The sequence below is a fragment of the Thermostichus sp. MS-CIW-34 genome (genome assembly GCF_054060435.1).
In genome coordinates this window covers 16,557-34,409 of record NZ_JBSSDE010000034.1, presented here as the reverse complement: position 1 = coordinate 34,409, position 17,853 = coordinate 16,557, and the positions used below count along the sequence as shown (strand labels likewise).

Below are 17,853 nucleotides of genomic sequence, written 5' to 3'. Positions count from 1 at the left end.
AAACAGAAAGATCAACTGGTAGTAATCCGTACTGAACATATTATACATTATTTTCAGTATAGTTGAGCTTATTATTGACTAGAGTCATGCTCTCCAGCCACCCCTCAAATCCTTATTGGCTATAGTTGCGGCTGTCCGGAAGTGATAGCAGCAGACTTGCTGGACCTGCCGCGGCTGGAGCTGTATGTGGAAGAGGAGTTTGGGGATCCCTGTGCCCTGCTGCAGCAGAAGGGAGTGCCGGAGCGAATTCACGAGGTGAGAGGGGAGCCAGCCAGTTGGCCTAGTTTTGATGCTGTGGTGTGCACAGCTGAGGACTTGCAGCGGCTGGGGCGGTTTGTGAGGGCTAACTTTGCTTTTGTCTTGGCAGAGGACCACCAACTTCTTTTGGCCAATGCCAGTAAGTTAATGGAAGCAGTGTTGACTGGCTTTGACTTTGGCAAACTCAGGTTTTCGGTAAAGCTCTACCCAGACACCGTTTTTTACGAGAGGACGTATCTTAACTTTCCTGTGTTTCTGTCTAGTCAGGTGCAGACGGTTATCGACATCGGAGCTGGGGTAGGCCTTGGTAGCGTTTGTTTTCGGGGTTTCTGCCCTGAGGCGGCCATTCATTGTTTTGAGGTGGATCCCTTGGCCTTGCACCTGCTGCAGCAGAATGCTTTGTGCATCCAGTGGGGCTGGCGGGGCAGAATAGCTGCAGAACTTGTCGGCTCTGGCCGGAGGATCCTCAAGCGAAGTGGGGAGTGGAGCAGCCGCTCCCTTTCCGGGAAGCCAGGGCAGCTCTCAAGGAGCTGGGTCTGGAGTTCATCGATGTGCTCAGGGTGGCTACAGGTGGAGAGGAGGTGGAGGTGTTGACCAGCTTGCAAGAGCAGCTCGAAGATATCAAGGTCATCTATGTGGAGTTTTGCTCAGAACAAGACCGCAAACAGATTGATCATAGGTATAATCAGCACTTGGCTCCTGACTTTGTCATTATGGATGCACGTAGGGCAGGATAGTGCAAAACTAGCCCTCTTTGTAGCCTGGGCAGAAGCTACACTTTGTCAGCAGCACTGATTAGAAGGACGAGCTATGGAAAATTCCAACAAAGAAACTCTGCAACCGCGAGTTCTCCTGAGCTGGCCAATTCCGCCAGACTACATCCCACCGCCGCAGCTTTCAGATCGGCAAGTAACTGTCTGTCCCAAAAAAAGAGTGGGGGGCTGTGGACTAGGCTATGTCAACCGTCGTGAAGGCTTGGTGGAGTGTCCGGAAGGAGATTATGACCCCTATGACTTTGTCCAGCAGTCTGAGCAGATTGTGGATAAAGAGTTTGACTTGGTGATTGTACGAGCTGCCAGCTGCGAATACAGCAACCCCTTCAACACGAAAAAATTTGGCTGTCCAACCGTCTTACTAGCCGGAGATACGCATCAGTGGCACTTCCCCATCAAACATCTTTTGACCTACTGGGCCGTTGAAGCCTTTGATTATGTTGTTACTGATTACAACCGCCAGCACCTGCACTGGTTTGCCGCGGCGGGCGCGGAAAACCTGGCCTGGCTACCTCTCATCTCCATGCATACGGTTGTCCACAAGTGGGTAGAAGCAAGAGAAAGCCAAGTTGTCTTTATTGGCCATCAGGGATCCGACCATCCCAGACGTTCCCGTCTGGTCGAAGCCATAAAGAGGGCACACTTGCCCATTCTTGCCAAAACTGCCAACCGTCAAGAGGCAGCCCGCCTATTTGCCGAATCGCTGATTTCGTTTAACTGCAGCCTGAATGGGGATCTGAACCTTAGGAACCTGGAAGTGATTTCTGCGGGTGGCTTTCTGCTTACTGACCAGCTCTCCTTCGCCTCAGGATTGGACGAACTTTTGGCGACCGGCACCTACTGCGACACCTACAACTCCGAAGCCCAACTCCTGGAGAAAATCCGCTACTACCTAGACCATCCCCAGGAGGCCATTCAAATTGCCCGCCGCGCTTACCACACCTTTGATGAAAAGTGGCATCCCCGCCACCGCATTCAGAACCTGCTGGACTGGGTGTTTGGGGGAGAGCTGCCGGAGCCCTTTCGTTACTCGCCCCGCTCTGATGTGCGCTACTTTGTCAGCACGGCCAGCTCTGCCTGGATAGACACACGACTAGGAATCTACGAGCCCATCCAAGATCTGCATCGAGTGCAAGAGCGGCTGCAGGTGCTGGTTAGCCAAGGTTGTCCGGAAGTGATAGCAGCAGACTTGCTGGACCTGCCGCGGCTGGAGCTGTATGTGGAAGAGGAGTTTGGGGATCCCTGTGCCCTGCTGCAGCAGAAGGGAGTGCCCGAGCGAGTTCATGAGGTGAGAGGGGAGCCAGCCAGTTGGCCTAGTTTTGATGCTGTGGTGTGCACAGCTGAGGACTTGCAGCGGCTGGGGCGGCCTGTGAGGGCCAACTTTGCTTTTGTCTTGGCAGAGGACCACCAACTTCTTTTGGCCAATGCCAGTAAGTTAATGGAAGCAGTGTTGACTGGCTTTGACTTTGGCAAACTCAGGTTTTCGGTAAAGCTCTACCCAGACACCGTTTTTTACGAGAGGACGTATCTTAACTTTCCTGTGTTTCTGTCTAGTCAGGTGCAGACGGTTATCGACATCGGAGCTGGGGTAGGCCTTGGTAGCGTTTGTTTTCGGGGTTTCTGCCCTGAGGCGGCCATTCATTGTTTTGAGGTGGATCCCTTGGCCTTGCACCTGCTGCAGCAGAATGCTCTTGGCCTGGGCAACTGCTTTGTGCATCCGGTGGGGCTGGCGGGGCAGGATAGTTGCAGAACTTGTCGGCTCTGGCCGGAGGATCCTCAGGCCGAGTGGGGAGTGGAGCAGCCGCTCCCTTTCCGAGAAGCCAGGGAAGCTTTGAAGGAGTTGGGTTTGGAGTCCATCGATGTGCTCAGGGTAGCTACGGGTGGGGATGAGGTGGAGGTATTGGCTAACCTGCAGCCGCAGCTTAGGGACATCAAGGTGATTTACGTGGAGTTTACCTCTGAGCAAGACCGCAAGCGGATTGACCAGATGTTGGACCCTACCCGTATCCCCTGGCAGGAGGAAGTTTCTCAGGGTAACTACGGGTGCTTATGTTATCTGAATAGATGCATATTCTACGAAAGCAGTGGTAATCTTTAGGAAGCTCTGAGACTGATGAATCCTCGAGTTCTACTAGTTTGGATGACTCCACCTGATTATGTCCCACCTCTCACTCTTTCAGAGCGTCAAGTAACTCTATGTCCGAAAGGAAAGGTTAGAAGACAGATATTCGATTTTTTTAGTGTTTCAAAAAGCTTAGTTGAGTGTCCTGACAAAGACTTTGACCTCTATGAATTTGTCCAGTATTCAGATCAAGTCGAAGACAAAGAATTTGACTTGGTGATTGTCTGGACATCGAGTGTTGATATGACTAGTCCTTTCAACACGAAAAAATTTGGCTGCCCAACTGTCTTGCTAGCCGGAGATACGCATCATCATGTGCTCCCTATCACCCACCTTCTAACTTACTGGGCCACTGAAGCCTTTGATTATATTGCCACCGCCTATGACCGACAGCACCTCCACTGGTTCGCAGCAGCAGGAGTCCAAAGGCTAGCTTGGCTGCCTTTCATTTCCGCTTGTCTCACCAGCTCCAGTTGGATAGAAAAGAAAGAAATTAGAGTTGCGTTTGTGGGTAACCTTAATTTTAACTCTTATCATTACAGACGTCTTAAGTTGATCATGTCCTTGAAAAAACTGGGTCTACCTCTACTTATAAAGACTCGAGTCCACAATCCTCAACTAATATTTGGTGGCTCGTTAATCTCTTTCAACTGCAGCCAAAATGGGGATCTGAACTTAAGGAACCTGGAAGTGATTTCTGCGGGTGGCTTTCTGCTTACTGACCAGCTCTCCTTCGCCTCAGGATTGGACGAACTTTTGGCGCCCGGCACCTACTGCGACACCTACAACTCCGAAGCCGAACTCCTGGAGAAAATCCGCTACTACCTAGACCATCCCCAGGAGGCCATTCAAATTGCCCGCCGCGCCTACCACACCTTTGATGAAAAGTGGCATCCCCGCCACCGCATCCAAAATCTCCTGGAGTGGGTGTTTGGAGGAGAACTGCCGGAGCCTTTTCGCTACTCGCCCCGCTCTGATGTGCGCTACTTTGTCAGCACTGCCAGCTCGGCTTGGATAGACACACGGCTGGGGATTTACGAGCCCATCCAAGAGCTGCATCGAGTGCAAGAGCGGCTGCAGGTGCTGGTTAGCCAAGGTTGTCCGGAAGTGATAGCAGCAGACTTGCTGGACCTGCCGCGGCTGGAGCTGTATGTGGAAGAGGGGTTTGGGGATCCCTGTGGTCTGCTGCAGCAGAAGGGAGTGCCCGAGCGAGTTCATGAGGTGAGAGGGGAGCCAGCCAGTTGGCCCAGCTTTGATGCGGTGGTGTGCACAGCTGAGGACTTGCAGCGGCTGGGGCGGCCTGTGAGGGCTAACTTTGCTTTTGTCTTGGCAGAGGACCACCAACTTCTTTTGGCCAATGCCAGTAAGTTAACGGAAGCAGCAGTGTTGACTGGCTTTGACTTTGGCAAACTCAGGCTTTCGGTAAGGCTCTACCCAGACACCGTTTTTTACGAGAGGACATATCTTAACTTTCCTGTGTTTCTGTCTAGTCAGGTGCAGACGGTTATCGACATCGGAGCTGGGGTAGGCCTTGGTAGCGTTTGTTTTCGGGGTTTCTGCCCTGAGGCGGCCATTCATTGTTTTGAGGTGGATCCCTTGGCCTTGCACCTGCTGCAGCAGAATGCTCTTGGCCTGGGCAACTGCTTTGTGCATCCGGTGGGGCTGGCGGGGCAGAATAGCTGCAGAACTTGTCGGCTCTGGCCGGAGGATCCTCAGGCCGAGTGGGGAGTGGAGCAGCTGCTCCCTTTCCGGGAAGCCAGGGCAGCCCTCAAGGAGTTGGGTTTGGAGCCCATCGATGTGCTCAGGGTGGCTACAGGCGGGAATGAGGTGGAGGTGTTGACCAGCCTGCAAGAGCAGCTCGAAGACATCAAGGTCATCTATGTGGAGTTTTGCTCAGAACAAGACCGCAAACAGATTGATCAGATGTTGGACCCTACCCATCTCCTCTGGCAGGGAGAAATTGTAGCAGGCCAAAGAGGAGTCCTTTGCTATCTAAGCAGGGCTTGCTTTGTCGACAACAATTCAAGCCTTGGAGAGGAGACTTAAGGTTATGAACTCAACCATTATCGTTACGGCTGCTGACAGCAAGTTTTTTGAATTGGTTCAGGGGACTATTCTCTCCATCCGAGAGAAACCTCAGGGGCACTCTGTAGATATTGGATTCTTGGATGTAGGCTGTACACCGGAGCAGTTGCAATGGATAGGTCAGTACGTTGACCACATTGTTGAGCCAGATTGGAACTATGATATTCCCGACATTGATAGACAACCCAAGTATCTCAAGGCACTAGTTTGTAGGCCTTTCCTTCCTGAATACTTTCCAGGCTATGAAGTTTATATTTGGATTGATGCAGATGCTTGGGTGCAAGACTGGTCTGCAATTGAGCTTCTTACCCTGGGAGCAAGATACAAAAACCTTGCAGTTGTTCCTGAGTTGCTAAATACTCTCTTCGATCCCTATCCATTTTCGCATCAAGCTTTTCACCTCTCGGGATACATCAGGTGCTTTGGACATGTATATGACTTTGGAAATGTATATAACCACCTATACATAAGACCAATTCTAAATGCTGGTGTATTCTCTGGAAGTAATTCCGGTATTCACTGGGTAGCATGGAAAAACAGACTGAGCCAAGCTATCTCTATGAGCCTCGATCTACTCTCACCTCCAGATCAGTATTCTCTAAACGTGGCTATTCATAATGACTTAGGAATAGATAACGTTCAAATTTTACCATTGTCTTGTAACTGGACAGTTCATAGTAAACTACCTCTATGGGATCCAAAAAGAAAGCTCTGGGTTGAGCCTTGGAAGCCTTACATCCCTTTAGGGATTCTACACATTACCTATAAAGATAAGGATAGAAAAACTCATGTAGCTCATACTACCGATGGCTTCAAAGTTGAAGCCAGTCTTTGGTATCCTAGAAGCCATTCTTCTCCAATCAGAAGGTATGACTATGTATCAGCTAATCAAAAGAAAATATATCTCGACTACAGCTTCCCTCTAATGACTGCTATCGATCCAGGGCCTCAGCCCTGGCCTTATCTACGGAAAGAAGTTCCTCACCTTTGGACTGCGGATTTGCGTCAACCTACTATTGGCTTTGTTAGTCGAGACGAGGCTCATATTCTGTACAATACTGCCCTTAAGCTACAAGGAAAAAACGCCCTAGAGATCGGCTGTTGGCTAGGTTGGTCAACTGCGCACCTGGCGGCAGGAGGAGTTATTCTCGATGTGGTAGATCCTGCTCTGGCCGATCCCCAGATTTATGGAAGTGCGGATCAATCTCTTCGCTCGGCTGGAGTTCGCTCTAATGTCAATCTCTACCCTGGCTATAGCCCAGGGAAGGTGGAGGAGATTGCCCAGCAAGAGGATTGTCGCTGGTCTCTGATTTTCATCGATGGGAATCATGACTCACCAGCCCCCTTGCAGGATGCTCAAGTGGCAGAGCGCTATGCTGCTGAGGATGCCTTGATTCTGTTTCATAATCTAGCCTCGCCGGATGTGGCTGAAGGTTTGAATTACTTGAGAGACAGGGGCTGGAACACGATGATTTACCAGACCATGCAAATTATGGGAGTGGCCTGGCGAGGCAATGTCAAGCCCGTTGAGCATATTCCAGACCCTGCTGTGAATTGGACATTGCCAGAGCACCTCAAGGACTATCCGGTCTGTAACCTTGAGTTGTCTAGGGTGCTAGAGAAAGTTAAATCTTTTACCTTGCTGGGCTTTGAGCGTCTTTGGAGCCTTTATTCACTAGCTAAGCAGGTTTGTGAAGAAGACATTCCTGGGAACTTTGTAGAATGTGGTGTTTGCAGGGGTGGAAGCTCAGCTTTGCTGGCCTGGGTGATTAAGAACTACAGCCGTCGACCTCGCAGGCTATATGCTTTCGATACCTTCTCAGGTATGCCTGATCCAACAGAGGTGGATCGAGATTATCGAGGAGCTGGTGCCAACGATACGGGTTTTGGATCCGGTGCCTTAGCAGCACCCATTTCGGAGAACTTAGAGGTGGTTGCCAAGGAACTGGGAGTTTGGGATCTCATTGTCCCCGTGCCAGGGCTGTTTGCTGACACCTTGCCTGCCTATCGAGAGCAAGTGAGCGAGGTTGCTCTGCTGCATGCAGATGCTGACTGGTATCAGTCAGCGATGGATATTTTTCATCATTTCTATGATCAGGTTCATTCCCAAGGATTCATCCAAATCGATGATTACGGACACTGGCAAGGATGTTGCAAAGCTGTTCATGACTTCGAGCAGGAAATCAGAGCCTTTTTTCAGCTCCATAGTGTCGATTACTCAGGAGTTTGGCTGAGTCCTTCTGAGAACTGGCTAGTGGTTAGAGACGGCCTAACAGAAATCTCTAAATCAGAAAGGATCCGCCTGAGCAAGATCAACGTGGGCCTTTTCCCCTACTGGGAAATGGAGACAGAGCAGCTTATCCAAGAACTGGAGGGCTTGCTGGAGCCAATTCTACGCAGTCCTCAGCCAGAAGACTATGCTCTGATCTTCCTAGGGGATCCGGATCCGCAACTGGCCAATCAAACTCTGGAGATAGCTGCAGGCAACATAGCTCTCAGGCTCATGGAAGAGGGGTTAGAGCTCAGTAGAGAGCCGTTCTGTTCAGTGGTAGCTGGCTTGAACCCCTATCAATGGGAGAGACTTATTCCCCAACTCAACTATCGCTATCTCTTGAAGCGGGAGCGCTTTCCCAAGGGATTACGGCCTGCTATTCAAAAGCTACCTGTGTTGCTGTTGGCCTCCTAGGGATCCATCTGTTGTCTTGAGTTACTTGGCTGTCTACAGGGCGTCTGGATCTACCCCTAGCTCTTGTAGCTTCCGGGCCAGGCGCCCTGCCCGTTGTTCGGCCTGCTCAGCCCTTTGCCGCTCCAGTTCGGCCTCGGTGGGTACCAGTTCCCCAGCAGCAGTGGCCCAGCGAATCCAGGTGGCCTCGATGTCCCGAAACCTGCCCTCCCACTTCACTAGGCACAATCCCAAAACCTCGCTCGGCAAGCAACCCTCGGCATCCTCTTGAATTGGCTCATAGCGGTCGCCCCTCAGCCGAAACCCCGCCCAGTCTTCTGGATCAAACGGGTCAAACCAAAAGTACTCCGGCACCCGGATAATCTGCTCATAAAGTTGCTTTTTGCTTGTCTTGTCCTCCTGGGCAGTGCTGGGAAAAAGAAGCTCAATCACCACGTCCGGACCTTTGCCCTGCTCCCAAATCACCCAGCTTTTGCGCTCGCCTTTAGGCACGCCCAACACCACAAAATAATCCGGCCCTTTGAAATTGCGGCCGCTGGTCTGCTCCAAGCTGTAGTAGAGAAACATATTGCCACCGACAAAGCCATCAGGGCGCTGCTGCAACCAGGTTTGGGTAGTGGAGATGAGCAAGTCCATCTGGCACCTGTGCCGCCAGCTTTCCATAGGTTCGCCGTCGTCGTAGGGGAGCTCGTCTTGGGTGGGGGGCAACTCGGGTAGATAAACCGGATCCAGCACCTCAGTAATTGGGTTCGGGTTAGCTTATGGGGGTGTGGGGGTAGCTAAGCCCCGCACTGTACCCGTAGGGTCAGTGCCGGGATACAGATACCCCCACATGGTGTATGATAGGAGTAGTTGCACAAAACGGCTTTTGCCGGAATCTGGTGCAACTACGCGGTAGGACATTCCGTGTCTGCTCGTGGAGGGTTCTTGCGTAGGCTCCCCGATGAAGCGAGAAGCCCGCTCCGTACTGCCAGCAGTCGGGGTCGGGAGTATGTCACTCATTGCCAGTTCTCCTCTCTTTACCCTTACAAGGTATCGGGATCCACCCCCAGCTCCCGCAGCTTCTGGGCCAGGCGCTCTGCTCGCTGTCGCTCTTGCTCAGCCCTTTGCCGCTCCAGTTCGGCCTCGGTGGGCACCAATTCCCCAGAAGCAGTGGCCCAGCAAACCCACGCGGCCTCAATGTCTGGAAACCTTCCCCCATCTCATTGTTGCCAGCAAAGCAGCTGGGGCGCTGCTGCGACCAGGCTTGGGTAACGCAGATGAGTGAGTCCATTTGGCACTTGCGCTGCCAGCTTTCCGCGAATGCACCGTCTAACTTGGTAGGTGTGTAGGTATAATCAGCACTTGGCTCCTGACTTTGTCATTATGGATGCACGTAGGGCAGGATAGTGCAAAACTAGCCCTCTTTGTAGCCTGGGCAGAAGCTACACTTTGTCAGCAGCACTGATTAGAAGGACGAGCCATGGAAAATTCCAACAAAGAAACTCTGCAACCGCGAGTTCTCCTGAGCTGGCCAGTTGCGCCAGACTACATGCCACCGCCGCAGCTTTCAGATCGGCAAGTAACTGTCTGTCCCAAAAAAAGAGTGGGGGGCTGTGGACTAGGCTATGTCAACCGTCGTGAAGGCTTGGTGGAGTGTCCGGAAGGAGATTATGACCTCTATGACTTTGTCCAGCAGTCTGAGCAGATTGTGGATAAAGAGTTTGACTTGGTGATTGTACGAGCTTCCAGCTGCGAATACAGCAACCCCTTCAACACGAAAAAATTTGGCTGTCCAACCGTCTTACTAGCCGGAACCACGCATCATGGCCACTTCCCCATCGAACATCTTTTGGCCTACTGGGCCGTTGAAGCCTTTGATTATGTTGTTACTGCTCACAACCGCCAGCACCTGCACTGGTTTGCCGCGGCGGGCGCGGAAAACCTGGCCTGGCTACCTCTCATCTCCATGCATACGGTTGTCCACAAGTGGGTAGAAGCAAGAGAAAGCCAAGTTGTCTTTATTGGCCATCAGGGATCCGGGCATCCCAGACGTTCCCGTCTGGTCGAAGCCATAAAGAGGGCACACTTGCCCATTCTTGCCAAAACTGCCAACCGTCAAGAGGCAGCCCGCCTATTTGCCGAATCGCTGATTTCGTTTAACTGCAGCCTGAATGGAGATCTGAACCTTAGGAACCTGGAAGTGATTTCTGCGGGTGGCTTTTTGCTGACAGACAAGCTCTCCTTTGCATCCGGCTTTGGTGAGTATCTGAGCCCCGGCTTATACTGCGACGTCTATAGTTCTGAGCTGGAGCTAGTTGAGAAAATCAAGTTTTACCTAGAAAATCCAGGGCTGGCTCTAGAGATAGCTAAAAGAGCTTATGAAAAGTTTCTTATGGACTGGCATCCCAAGCATCGGATAGCCGATCTGATGAATTGGGTTTTCAAGGGAGAGCTACCCAACTTTTACGCAGCTAAGTCCGATCCCAGATTTTTCATTAGCACTGCCTACAGAGATCTTGTCAATACACGCCTTGCTATCTACGAACCTGTTCAGGAGTTACACCGTGTAGAGGAGCAACTTAAGGTACTGGTTAGCAAAGACTGCCCAGTAGCAGTTGTGGCAGATCTCCTGGATCTGCCGAGACTAGAAGTCTATGTTGAGGCCGGGTTCCCAGTGTCTGAGATTCCCAAGGACGAGAGGGTCGTTTCCAGAGTACATGTCTGGGAGGAAGAGTCCAGCCACTTAGGTACTGCGACTTGGGATGTTCTGATTGCCAGATCCAACAGCCATCTTACTTCTCGACTCCTGCCCTACTTAAAATTTGTTTTTGTCCTTGATGAACAAAATCAATTGGTGTTCTCGAACGCAACAAAGTTAGCGAACGTTGAAAGAGTTTTCTTGGGCGTGAATAGAGCGGATGGATCTTCTTGGACACTACATCTCAATTTTTATAAGGAGGAAGAAAACGTAGCGCTACTCACGACTGACGAAATCTTTAGTGAGCAGCCATATCCTTTTTTAAACTTCGTCGATGGCGTATCAATAATTGTTGATGTAGGAGCAAACATAGGCATCGCAAGCGCCTACTTTCGAATGCTTTATCCAAATGCTACTATTCTTTGCTTCGAGCCTGACCCTGTAGCTCTTCACTTGCTGAAGCTAAACAGCCTAGATATAGGCGGCTGCACTGTATACCCTTTTGGGCTGTACAGTGATGATATCACCAAGACTTTCTACAGTAGTCTTGTAACGGCCTGTTATAGTTCGATACACAAGAACCAATATGCTGACTTTCCAAGAGTTGTACAGCTTGTAAAGGCAAGCTCATTCCTAGGCTCATTTCTAAAGAGTGTTGGCGCTTACAACATCGATATTCTCAAGATAGATACTGAAGGTAGTGAGACCCAAATATTAAAGGATTTGTTCGAAATTCTAGTCGACATTAAGATAATATACCTAGAGTTTCACTCTGAAGAAGATAGACGATTAATAGACCAGATCCTATGCCCTACCCATGTTTTGTACAAGGGAAACATAGTTCACACACATAGAGGTACTCTTTGCTACTTGAGTAGAAGGCATATCCTTCATGACGTTTCACGAGAACCTCTTCGGTAAAAAGTTCTCCCAGTCAGTAGCTAAGGCCACTGGGGAAGTTGACAAAGGAGGTTCTAGCTAGAGCATGTAGTTTCAGGATCCACGCCCACTTCGAGCATTTTTGCGTTGGGGGCTCTATCCGTGCTGTTCTGTTCCAGCTTGGCCACACGGGCTTCCAGCTTGCGCAAGGTACGTTGGAGCTCGGGCAAATGCCGTTGGACTGCCATGCTCTTGCGCCATTCGGCAATGGGTTGGTGGGGGTAGCCTGCCACCGTTTGACCGGCGGGGATATCGCTGGTTACACCTGTCTGGGCGGCTACACGCACGCCATCGCCAATGTGCAGGTGCCCGGCCAAGCCACATTGCCCGGCCAAAATGACGTGGTGGCCCAACTGGGTGCTGCCGGCAATGCCCACCTGAGCCACGATCAGGCAGTGGGATCCGGTGCGCACGCCGTGGCCAATTTGCACCAGATTGTCGATCTTGGTGCCGCGGCCAATACGGGTCTCGCCAACGGCGGCCCGGTCGATGGTGGTGTTGCTGCCTACCTCCACGTTGTCTTCCAGCACCACTCGGCCCGCCTGCAGCATGCGCCGCCAGGAGCCATCTGCCAGAGGAATGTGGCCAAAGCCGTCGTCGCCAATGACAGCGCCGCTGTGGATGAGGCAATCATCCCCAATCTCCGTGCGCTCGTGAATAACGCAGTTGGCGAAAAGCTGACACCGGGATCCAATCCGCACGTGGGGATAGATGGTGACATTGGGGTGAATTTGGGTGTGGTCGCCAATTTTCACTCCCTCCATCACCACTGCGTGCGGCCCGATGGCCACCCCCTCCCCCAGCTCGACGCTGGGATCGATCACAGCGGTGGGGTGGATGCCAACGGGCAGGCGGTAGGGTTGGTAGAACAGCTCAATGGCCTGGGCAAAGAGCAGACGGGGATCCCTGCCCCGCAAGCAGGCAATGGAACAGGGCAAAGCCAGCCCTTCCTCCACGATGACGGCGCTGGCCTGGGTTTGCTCCAAGAGAGGTAGGTAGCGGGCCTCGCTGAGAAAGCTCAGCTCCCCTGGGCGAGCCTCCGCCAGGCTGGCCACGCTGTGAATTTCCAGGGTGGGATCTCCCTCGTAGGGGCATCCCAATTTTTGGGCGATCTCCTGTAGCTGCATCAGGCTCGAGATCCTCTACGATTGCAGCAGCCGCACATCCATCACGGTTCCACGCAAGTTGTAGCTAAAGGTCTCTAGCTCCAGGGGAACGCCGACTTTGACGCGGTTGTTGCCCAGGACGATGCCATTCTCCGTCCGCTGGCCGCGCCCTCGCAAGGTAAACACCAGATCGAGGCGATAGGCTTCGGGATCGGGCAAGTTCTGCACCCGCCCATCGGGGAAAACCACTGGCACCGTGCGGCTGACATTTTCCACTCGCACCACCTCCACCTGGCCGTAGGGCTGGTTGCGGATGATCAGGTCAGCCTTCTGCCCCGCCTGAAAAGGTTCCATAGAGCGGCTGCTGACCCCGCGCACAATCATGTCCACTTCCACCGGCAGCGTGGGGCCACCTCCCACCTGGACGACACTGCCCGCCTGCCGACCCGGAAAGAACAAGACGGCGACAATGGCCACCACCACAATTGCCAGAGCTCCCAGATCCAAGAGGCTGACCTTTCCCAAAAGCCGCCCCTGCTCGTCAATGAGCCGCATATCACCTGATACATTTACGCTGAACACTGCTGAACATCACTGTTCAACTATGCAGCGATAGCATTCTGTTTGTTTCCATTCGCGTTAGCGGGACGGAGTCCAAACAGAATGGCGGTATCCCGCAAAGCTTTGAGTAGAATACCCAAAGCGCAGTTTCCGTGTCGTCTTACTACCAATTTTCTGCTTTGCTTTGGCTACCATGTTGGCAGACTCGAAAGTAAACAGAAAGATCAACTGGTAGTAATCCGTACTGAACATATTATACATTATTTTCAGTATAGTTGAGCTTATTATTGACTAGAGTCATGCTCTCCTCGCACACCCTGTCTTGATTCTAGGCAGGTTTGTTCTCCAAGTGGCTTTCCCGCTCTAGGGGATCCAAGCCAGCGTGCTGCTGCCCAGCGGTAGGCGGCGTTCCCGCCAGCGGTGCGAACCACTTTGTCCATCAGGAATGGGCAGCCCGTCCTGCAAATCCACCAACCACACTTGCGAGGCCATGATGGCTTGCCCGCTACGGCTAAGGGGAGCCGAGGGATCCGGGATCCCTGGGAACGGTTCCAAGAGCGTGTAGGCCAGCATGCGTCCATCCGGGGAAATGCTGAAGTCCAGATCGACGGGATAGGTGGCTCGAACCACCTCTATGGCGTTGCCTGCTTCAGTGCCGAGCGTTATCGCCAGCAGGCGGGGCGACTCGGTGTAGCTGGGGGAGTCCATCGCGACCTCGCCAACAGAATCATGCTCCGCACCGCTAACGTGAGAGACCTCACTGACCAAGGCGTAGAAGATGGGCGCCCGCGGGGAAAAAGCCCCTTTCAGGATGGATCCCTGGGTTCTCAAAATCTCCTCGCTGTTGCCGGTATTGCTGACGATGGAGAGGCTGCGGGTGTAGTCGGGATTGAAGCGCAGCAAAGCCCCGAAAGCCCCATCGGGGCGGATGGCTAAGGTTTGGCCGAACTGGGCTAGAAAGCTCTCCGCTGCCGCCCGTGGATGCAAGGGTACGATCCCCACCCCCTGTCCCTGCGAGATGAGCAGGCTGCTCTCATCGGGGCTAATGAAAAAATCTCCCCCCACCGCCGTATCCAGCTCTAGACGTTCAAAGGGATCCCGGCTCGTTTTCTGGATCCACAGCTCCGTCTGGACGGTAGCCATGGGATCCCGTTGCAGCGGGATCCGCTCTGCCACCACCAGTTCCCCCGTCGGCGAGACTTGGAAGCGCAGGTTTTGGTAACCCTGATGATCCAGCAGCAACCGCGAAGACTGATCCTCCAGATCCAGTCGGTACAGATCCTGGTGCTGTGGGTGGGTAGCCGTGGCGAAATAGTACACGAAGCGGCCATCGGCACTGGGCTGCATTTGGGTTACCTTGAGCCCAGCCGGAGTCAGCAGAGTAGCGGCTCCCGTCTCCAGGTTGAACAGAAACATTCGCCCTCGCTGGGCAGGTTCGGTGCTGATCCCCAGCAACTGCCGATCCGGCGTGCGGAATTCTCCCTCGAAAGGCCGGGCCATGGGCTGGCCCCGTTCATCCACGGCTGCCTGCAGGCGCACCCGGTAGGTCTGGCCGTAAGGGGCTGGTTCTGTCAGCGTCCAAAAAAAGCGGCGACCCAGCTTGCGCATTCGGCCTGGCAGAGGGGGCTGGATCTCCAAATGCTCTTCAACACTGACGGGATCCATCGGGCGGTTGAAGGTGAGCACCATCTGCACTTCTTGCGCCCCCACCCGTTGCTGTTGCCAGTTAAAGTCCCGCACGTAAGGAGCTGTGTGGTTGCCCAACACCACCAGGATCACCCCGATGGCCAGGTTGCAGAGGGTAATCCGGGCAACCCAGCGATCCAGAGGCTGTGGGAACCACCGCGTCAGGGTTGCGCGCCAGTAAGATCCCGACCGGGCAGACATCTGACTCATAGGTTACAAACAACAGACAGGTATGGGCAGCCAGAACTTGGGGAGCATGACTCTAGTCAATAATAAGCTCAACTATACTGAAAATGATGTATAATATGTTCAGTACGGATTACTACCAGTTGATCTTTCTGTTTACTTTCGAGTCTGCCAACATGGTAGCCAAAGCAAAGCAGAAAATTGGTAGTAAGACGACACGGAAACTGCGCTTTGGGTATTCTACTCAAAGCTTTGCGGGATACCGCCATTCTGTTTGGACTCCGTCCCGCTAACGCGAATGGAAACAAACAGAATGCTATCGCTGCATAGTTGAACAGTGATGTTCAGCAGTGTTCAGCGTAAATGTATCAGCTGCCTATTGCAGCATCAAAAAAAGAAAGTCTTCTAGGTTGGTTAGGAAGGTCAGCACCTCAGCGGTTGTTCGTTCTTCATCTGGGGATCCCAACTGGACGGCCTGTTGAATCAGCTCTCGAACCGGCGTTGGTCCTTGAAGCAGTGGCGCCAACCAGCTCACGTTCTCGGCAGGGATGCTGATCCGCCCGTGGGTGGCTCCTGTCCACTGCATTTCGTAGGGCCGCTTCTCTTGCAGGGCTTTGCTGTACTCCTGGCGAAAGCGGGGGTTGTCCATCAACAGGGGATTGAATTGTACGGATCCCGACAGCCAATCTTCGTCACTCCAAGGCAGCACCGGCGAAGAGCCGGCATGCTCCGCCCAAAAGTCGATGAGGCGATGGACAGGGCGAAGGAGTTCATACAGATGCAGCCGCTCCATGATGCTGAGGGTTGCCAACCGCTGCCGCACAAACTCAGGCACCTCTTTAAACAAAGACTCCACCGACCAGTCGGGCCTATCCACCAAGCTCAAAAAGCTCAACCCCGCCTGCTGCAACATGCGAAACAGGTCGGGGATCGTGAACCCCTTGTCGTTGGAGAGTAGGTAATTATTCATAATGGCCGCATCTTCGGCATAGTTGGCCGGGTTCCAGAGCACCGCCTGGGCCACTTCTTCCCGAAGGGATCCCATAAACTCCCGCACATTTTGCGCCCCTACAGCCGGTGGAACGTCAAATTGGCCCACTTTTTGAAAGGCTTCCTGCAAGCGGAAAAACACCTGCCGTTGGTGGCGGCTGTGGAGATTGGCCCGGATGATGCCATCGGGCTTGAGGACATTTTTCATGGCCCGCAGGCCCTCGGTGGGATCCTCCAGCAAATACAAAACATCATTGAGGCTGATGAAATCGAATTGGATCCCCAGGCGATCCAGCTCCAGCAGATTGAGGACATAAAATTCGGCATCTGCGAAGCCGTGGTGGCGCAGGCGTTCTTGGGTGAGCTTCACCGAAGCCGGAGACAGATCACAGGCAACAATCTGGGCCCCTGGATTGGCCTCGGCCATCATCAACGTTTCCCAACCGGAGCCACAGCCGGCATTCAACAAAACCTTGCCCTCTGGCGGGACGATGGTATGGGTGCGCAGGTACTGAGCCGTGGTATAGCTCATCTTGAACATCTCCGGCAGGGCGTTGCGGGCCGTCTGCGAGAGGGGCACATTGGGGTAGGGCAGAGCCTCGTAAAGGCTCAAGGCTCGTTCCGAAGCGGAGAGGGCAGAGCTGGCCATAGGCAGGGGAAAGGCTCAACGGTTCAATTTATGATTGAGTGTAGCCCTGGTCGCGACAGCCTCAGGGATCCGCAAAAAACTTGCCATGGCTACTGCTTCCTTGCCCCGTCGTCGCTCTCGCTTCTCCCTGGCAGGCACTCTGGCCGCCGTTGGGGGGGCGTTTCTGTGTGGGATCCTGGTGGTGCGGCTGCAGTTGCCGATGCTGCAGCGGATCAATCTGGGAGAATTCGAAAATGCCGAGGCCCGCAAAAACCGCAACATTGCCCTGGCCAACACGCTGGGCTGGCTGGGCTACCGCAACTTGGGGGCTTCCTGGCTGTGGCTGGAGCTGATCCAGTACTACGGGGATGCACCGGCTCGCACCCTGACTGGCTATGGCCTGGCCTACGACTACTTCGATCACATGCTGCGGCTGGATCCCCATTTCCTCTTGGGCTACCGGCTCTCTAGTTTGGTGTTGGCCTATCGGGCCGGCCAGCCGGAAAAAGCCGTCGAGATTTTGGATCGCGGCTTGCAGCAGTTCAACCCCCAAAACAACCCTGACGCCTGGCGACTCTACGTGGATCGCGCCCTACTTAACTTTATGTTTCTGGGGGATGCGGAAGCGGGCCGCAATGACTACTACCAAGCCGCTGCCTGGCGAGAGCAGGTGGGCCTGCCTGGAGATGAATTTCGTCAACTAGGAGATAACATCGCCCGCAGTCCTCTCAGCCGCCGTGTCCAATTCGATGTTTGGCTGAGCGTGTATAACTCCACCACCGACCGGGATACCCGCCTGTTTGTCTTGGAACAACTGGTCCAGTTGGGTACCGTGCTGCAAACGCTGCCTACGGGGGAGATCGAGATCCTGCCCCCTCCTCTGCCCGACTTCCCCGACGAAGAACCCTATCGCTTGCGCCTGTGATTTGATCCGGGGGACAAAGATTGCGCCTTAGGGCTGTGACGTTGCCCCAAAAGGTGAGCTAAACTCTAACCCAAATTAAGCCAACCCAACGGGCCGACTCTTCAAGAGCCGCAGCTTTCCGCTGGAATCCGCTGGAAAAGTTTGCCTCTCTCACGTGGAGAGTAGCTGGCCCTGCTGACTTTGCAATGAGAAATTGCAATGCGAAAACAGTGGCCAGCCCCGTAGCAAGTC

The 17,853-nt window shown here is 53.3% G+C and carries 11 protein-coding genes; 6 read left to right on the top strand and 5 right to left on the bottom strand.

All coding sequences use genetic code 11. The annotated features are described in order from the left end of the window. The first annotated feature begins 156 nt into the window (after positions 1-156). The 4 genes from ACVWYY_RS11365 to ACVWYY_RS11350 all read left to right on the top strand — a co-directional run bounded on the left by ACVWYY_RS11365 (position 157) and on the right by ACVWYY_RS11350 (position 7,924). Positions 157-852 carry a hypothetical protein gene (locus ACVWYY_RS11365; RefSeq protein WP_457402693.1) on the top strand — a complete coding sequence of 232 codons (696 nt, stop codon included), beginning with the start codon at positions 157-159 and terminating at the stop codon, positions 850-852. 216 nt (positions 853-1,068) lie between these two features. Next, positions 1,069-3,129 (top strand): glycosyltransferase family protein, encoded by a 2,061-nt coding sequence (locus tag ACVWYY_RS11360; protein ID WP_457440598.1) that lies wholly within the window; start codon positions 1,069-1,071, stop codon positions 3,127-3,129. A gap of 15 nt (positions 3,130-3,144) precedes the next feature. Then, positions 3,145-5,199, top strand: coding sequence for a glycosyltransferase family protein (locus ACVWYY_RS11355; RefSeq protein ID WP_457440597.1), 2,055 nt, complete (start codon positions 3,145-3,147; stop codon positions 5,197-5,199). Between the two features lie 4 nt (positions 5,200-5,203). Further along, entirely contained in the window at positions 5,204-7,924 is a 2,721-nt protein-coding gene (locus ACVWYY_RS11350; RefSeq protein WP_457440595.1) for a TylF/MycF/NovP-related O-methyltransferase, read from the top strand. 33 nt (positions 7,925-7,957) lie between these two features. Here ACVWYY_RS11350 and ACVWYY_RS11345 read toward each other — a convergent pair whose 3' ends face one another. Then, positions 7,958-8,656 (bottom strand): Uma2 family endonuclease, encoded by a 699-nt coding sequence (locus ACVWYY_RS11345; protein WP_457440593.1) that lies wholly within the window; start codon positions 8,654-8,656, stop codon positions 7,958-7,960. 727 nt (positions 8,657-9,383) lie between these two features. Here ACVWYY_RS11345 and ACVWYY_RS11340 point away from each other — a divergent pair. After that, entirely contained in the window at positions 9,384-11,522 is a 2,139-nt protein-coding gene (locus ACVWYY_RS11340; RefSeq protein ID WP_457440591.1) for an FkbM family methyltransferase, read from the top strand. A 53-nt stretch (positions 11,523-11,575) separates the two neighbouring features. Here the strand turns inward: ACVWYY_RS11340 and lpxD are convergent, their stop codons facing one another. From lpxD to ACVWYY_RS11320, 4 genes are all read right to left on the bottom strand, one after another. Next, positions 11,576-12,667 (bottom strand): UDP-3-O-(3-hydroxymyristoyl)glucosamine N-acyltransferase, encoded by a 1,092-nt coding sequence (gene lpxD / locus ACVWYY_RS11335; RefSeq protein WP_457440589.1) that lies wholly within the window; start codon positions 12,665-12,667, stop codon positions 11,576-11,578. A gap of 15 nt (positions 12,668-12,682) precedes the next feature. Next, the gene (locus tag ACVWYY_RS11330) at positions 12,683-13,201 is read right to left on the bottom strand and encodes a DUF4330 domain-containing protein (protein WP_457440587.1); all 519 of its coding nucleotides are present in this window, start codon (positions 13,199-13,201) and stop codon (positions 12,683-12,685) included. Positions 13,202-13,570: 369 nt separating this feature from the next. Further along, a complete protein-coding gene (locus tag ACVWYY_RS11325) occupies positions 13,571-15,103 on the bottom strand; it encodes a hypothetical protein (RefSeq protein ID WP_457440585.1) in 1,533 nt (510 codons plus the stop codon). A gap of 352 nt (positions 15,104-15,455) precedes the next feature. Then, the gene (locus tag ACVWYY_RS11320) at positions 15,456-16,718 is read right to left on the bottom strand and encodes a class I SAM-dependent methyltransferase (RefSeq protein WP_457440583.1); all 1,263 of its coding nucleotides are present in this window, start codon (positions 16,716-16,718) and stop codon (positions 15,456-15,458) included. A gap of 85 nt (positions 16,719-16,803) precedes the next feature. Between ACVWYY_RS11320 and ACVWYY_RS11315 the strand changes: the two genes are divergently transcribed. Continuing rightward, a complete protein-coding gene (locus tag ACVWYY_RS11315; protein WP_457440581.1) occupies positions 16,804-17,622 on the top strand; it encodes a hypothetical protein in 819 nt (272 codons plus the stop codon). The last annotated feature ends 231 nt before the right edge of the window (positions 17,623-17,853 follow it).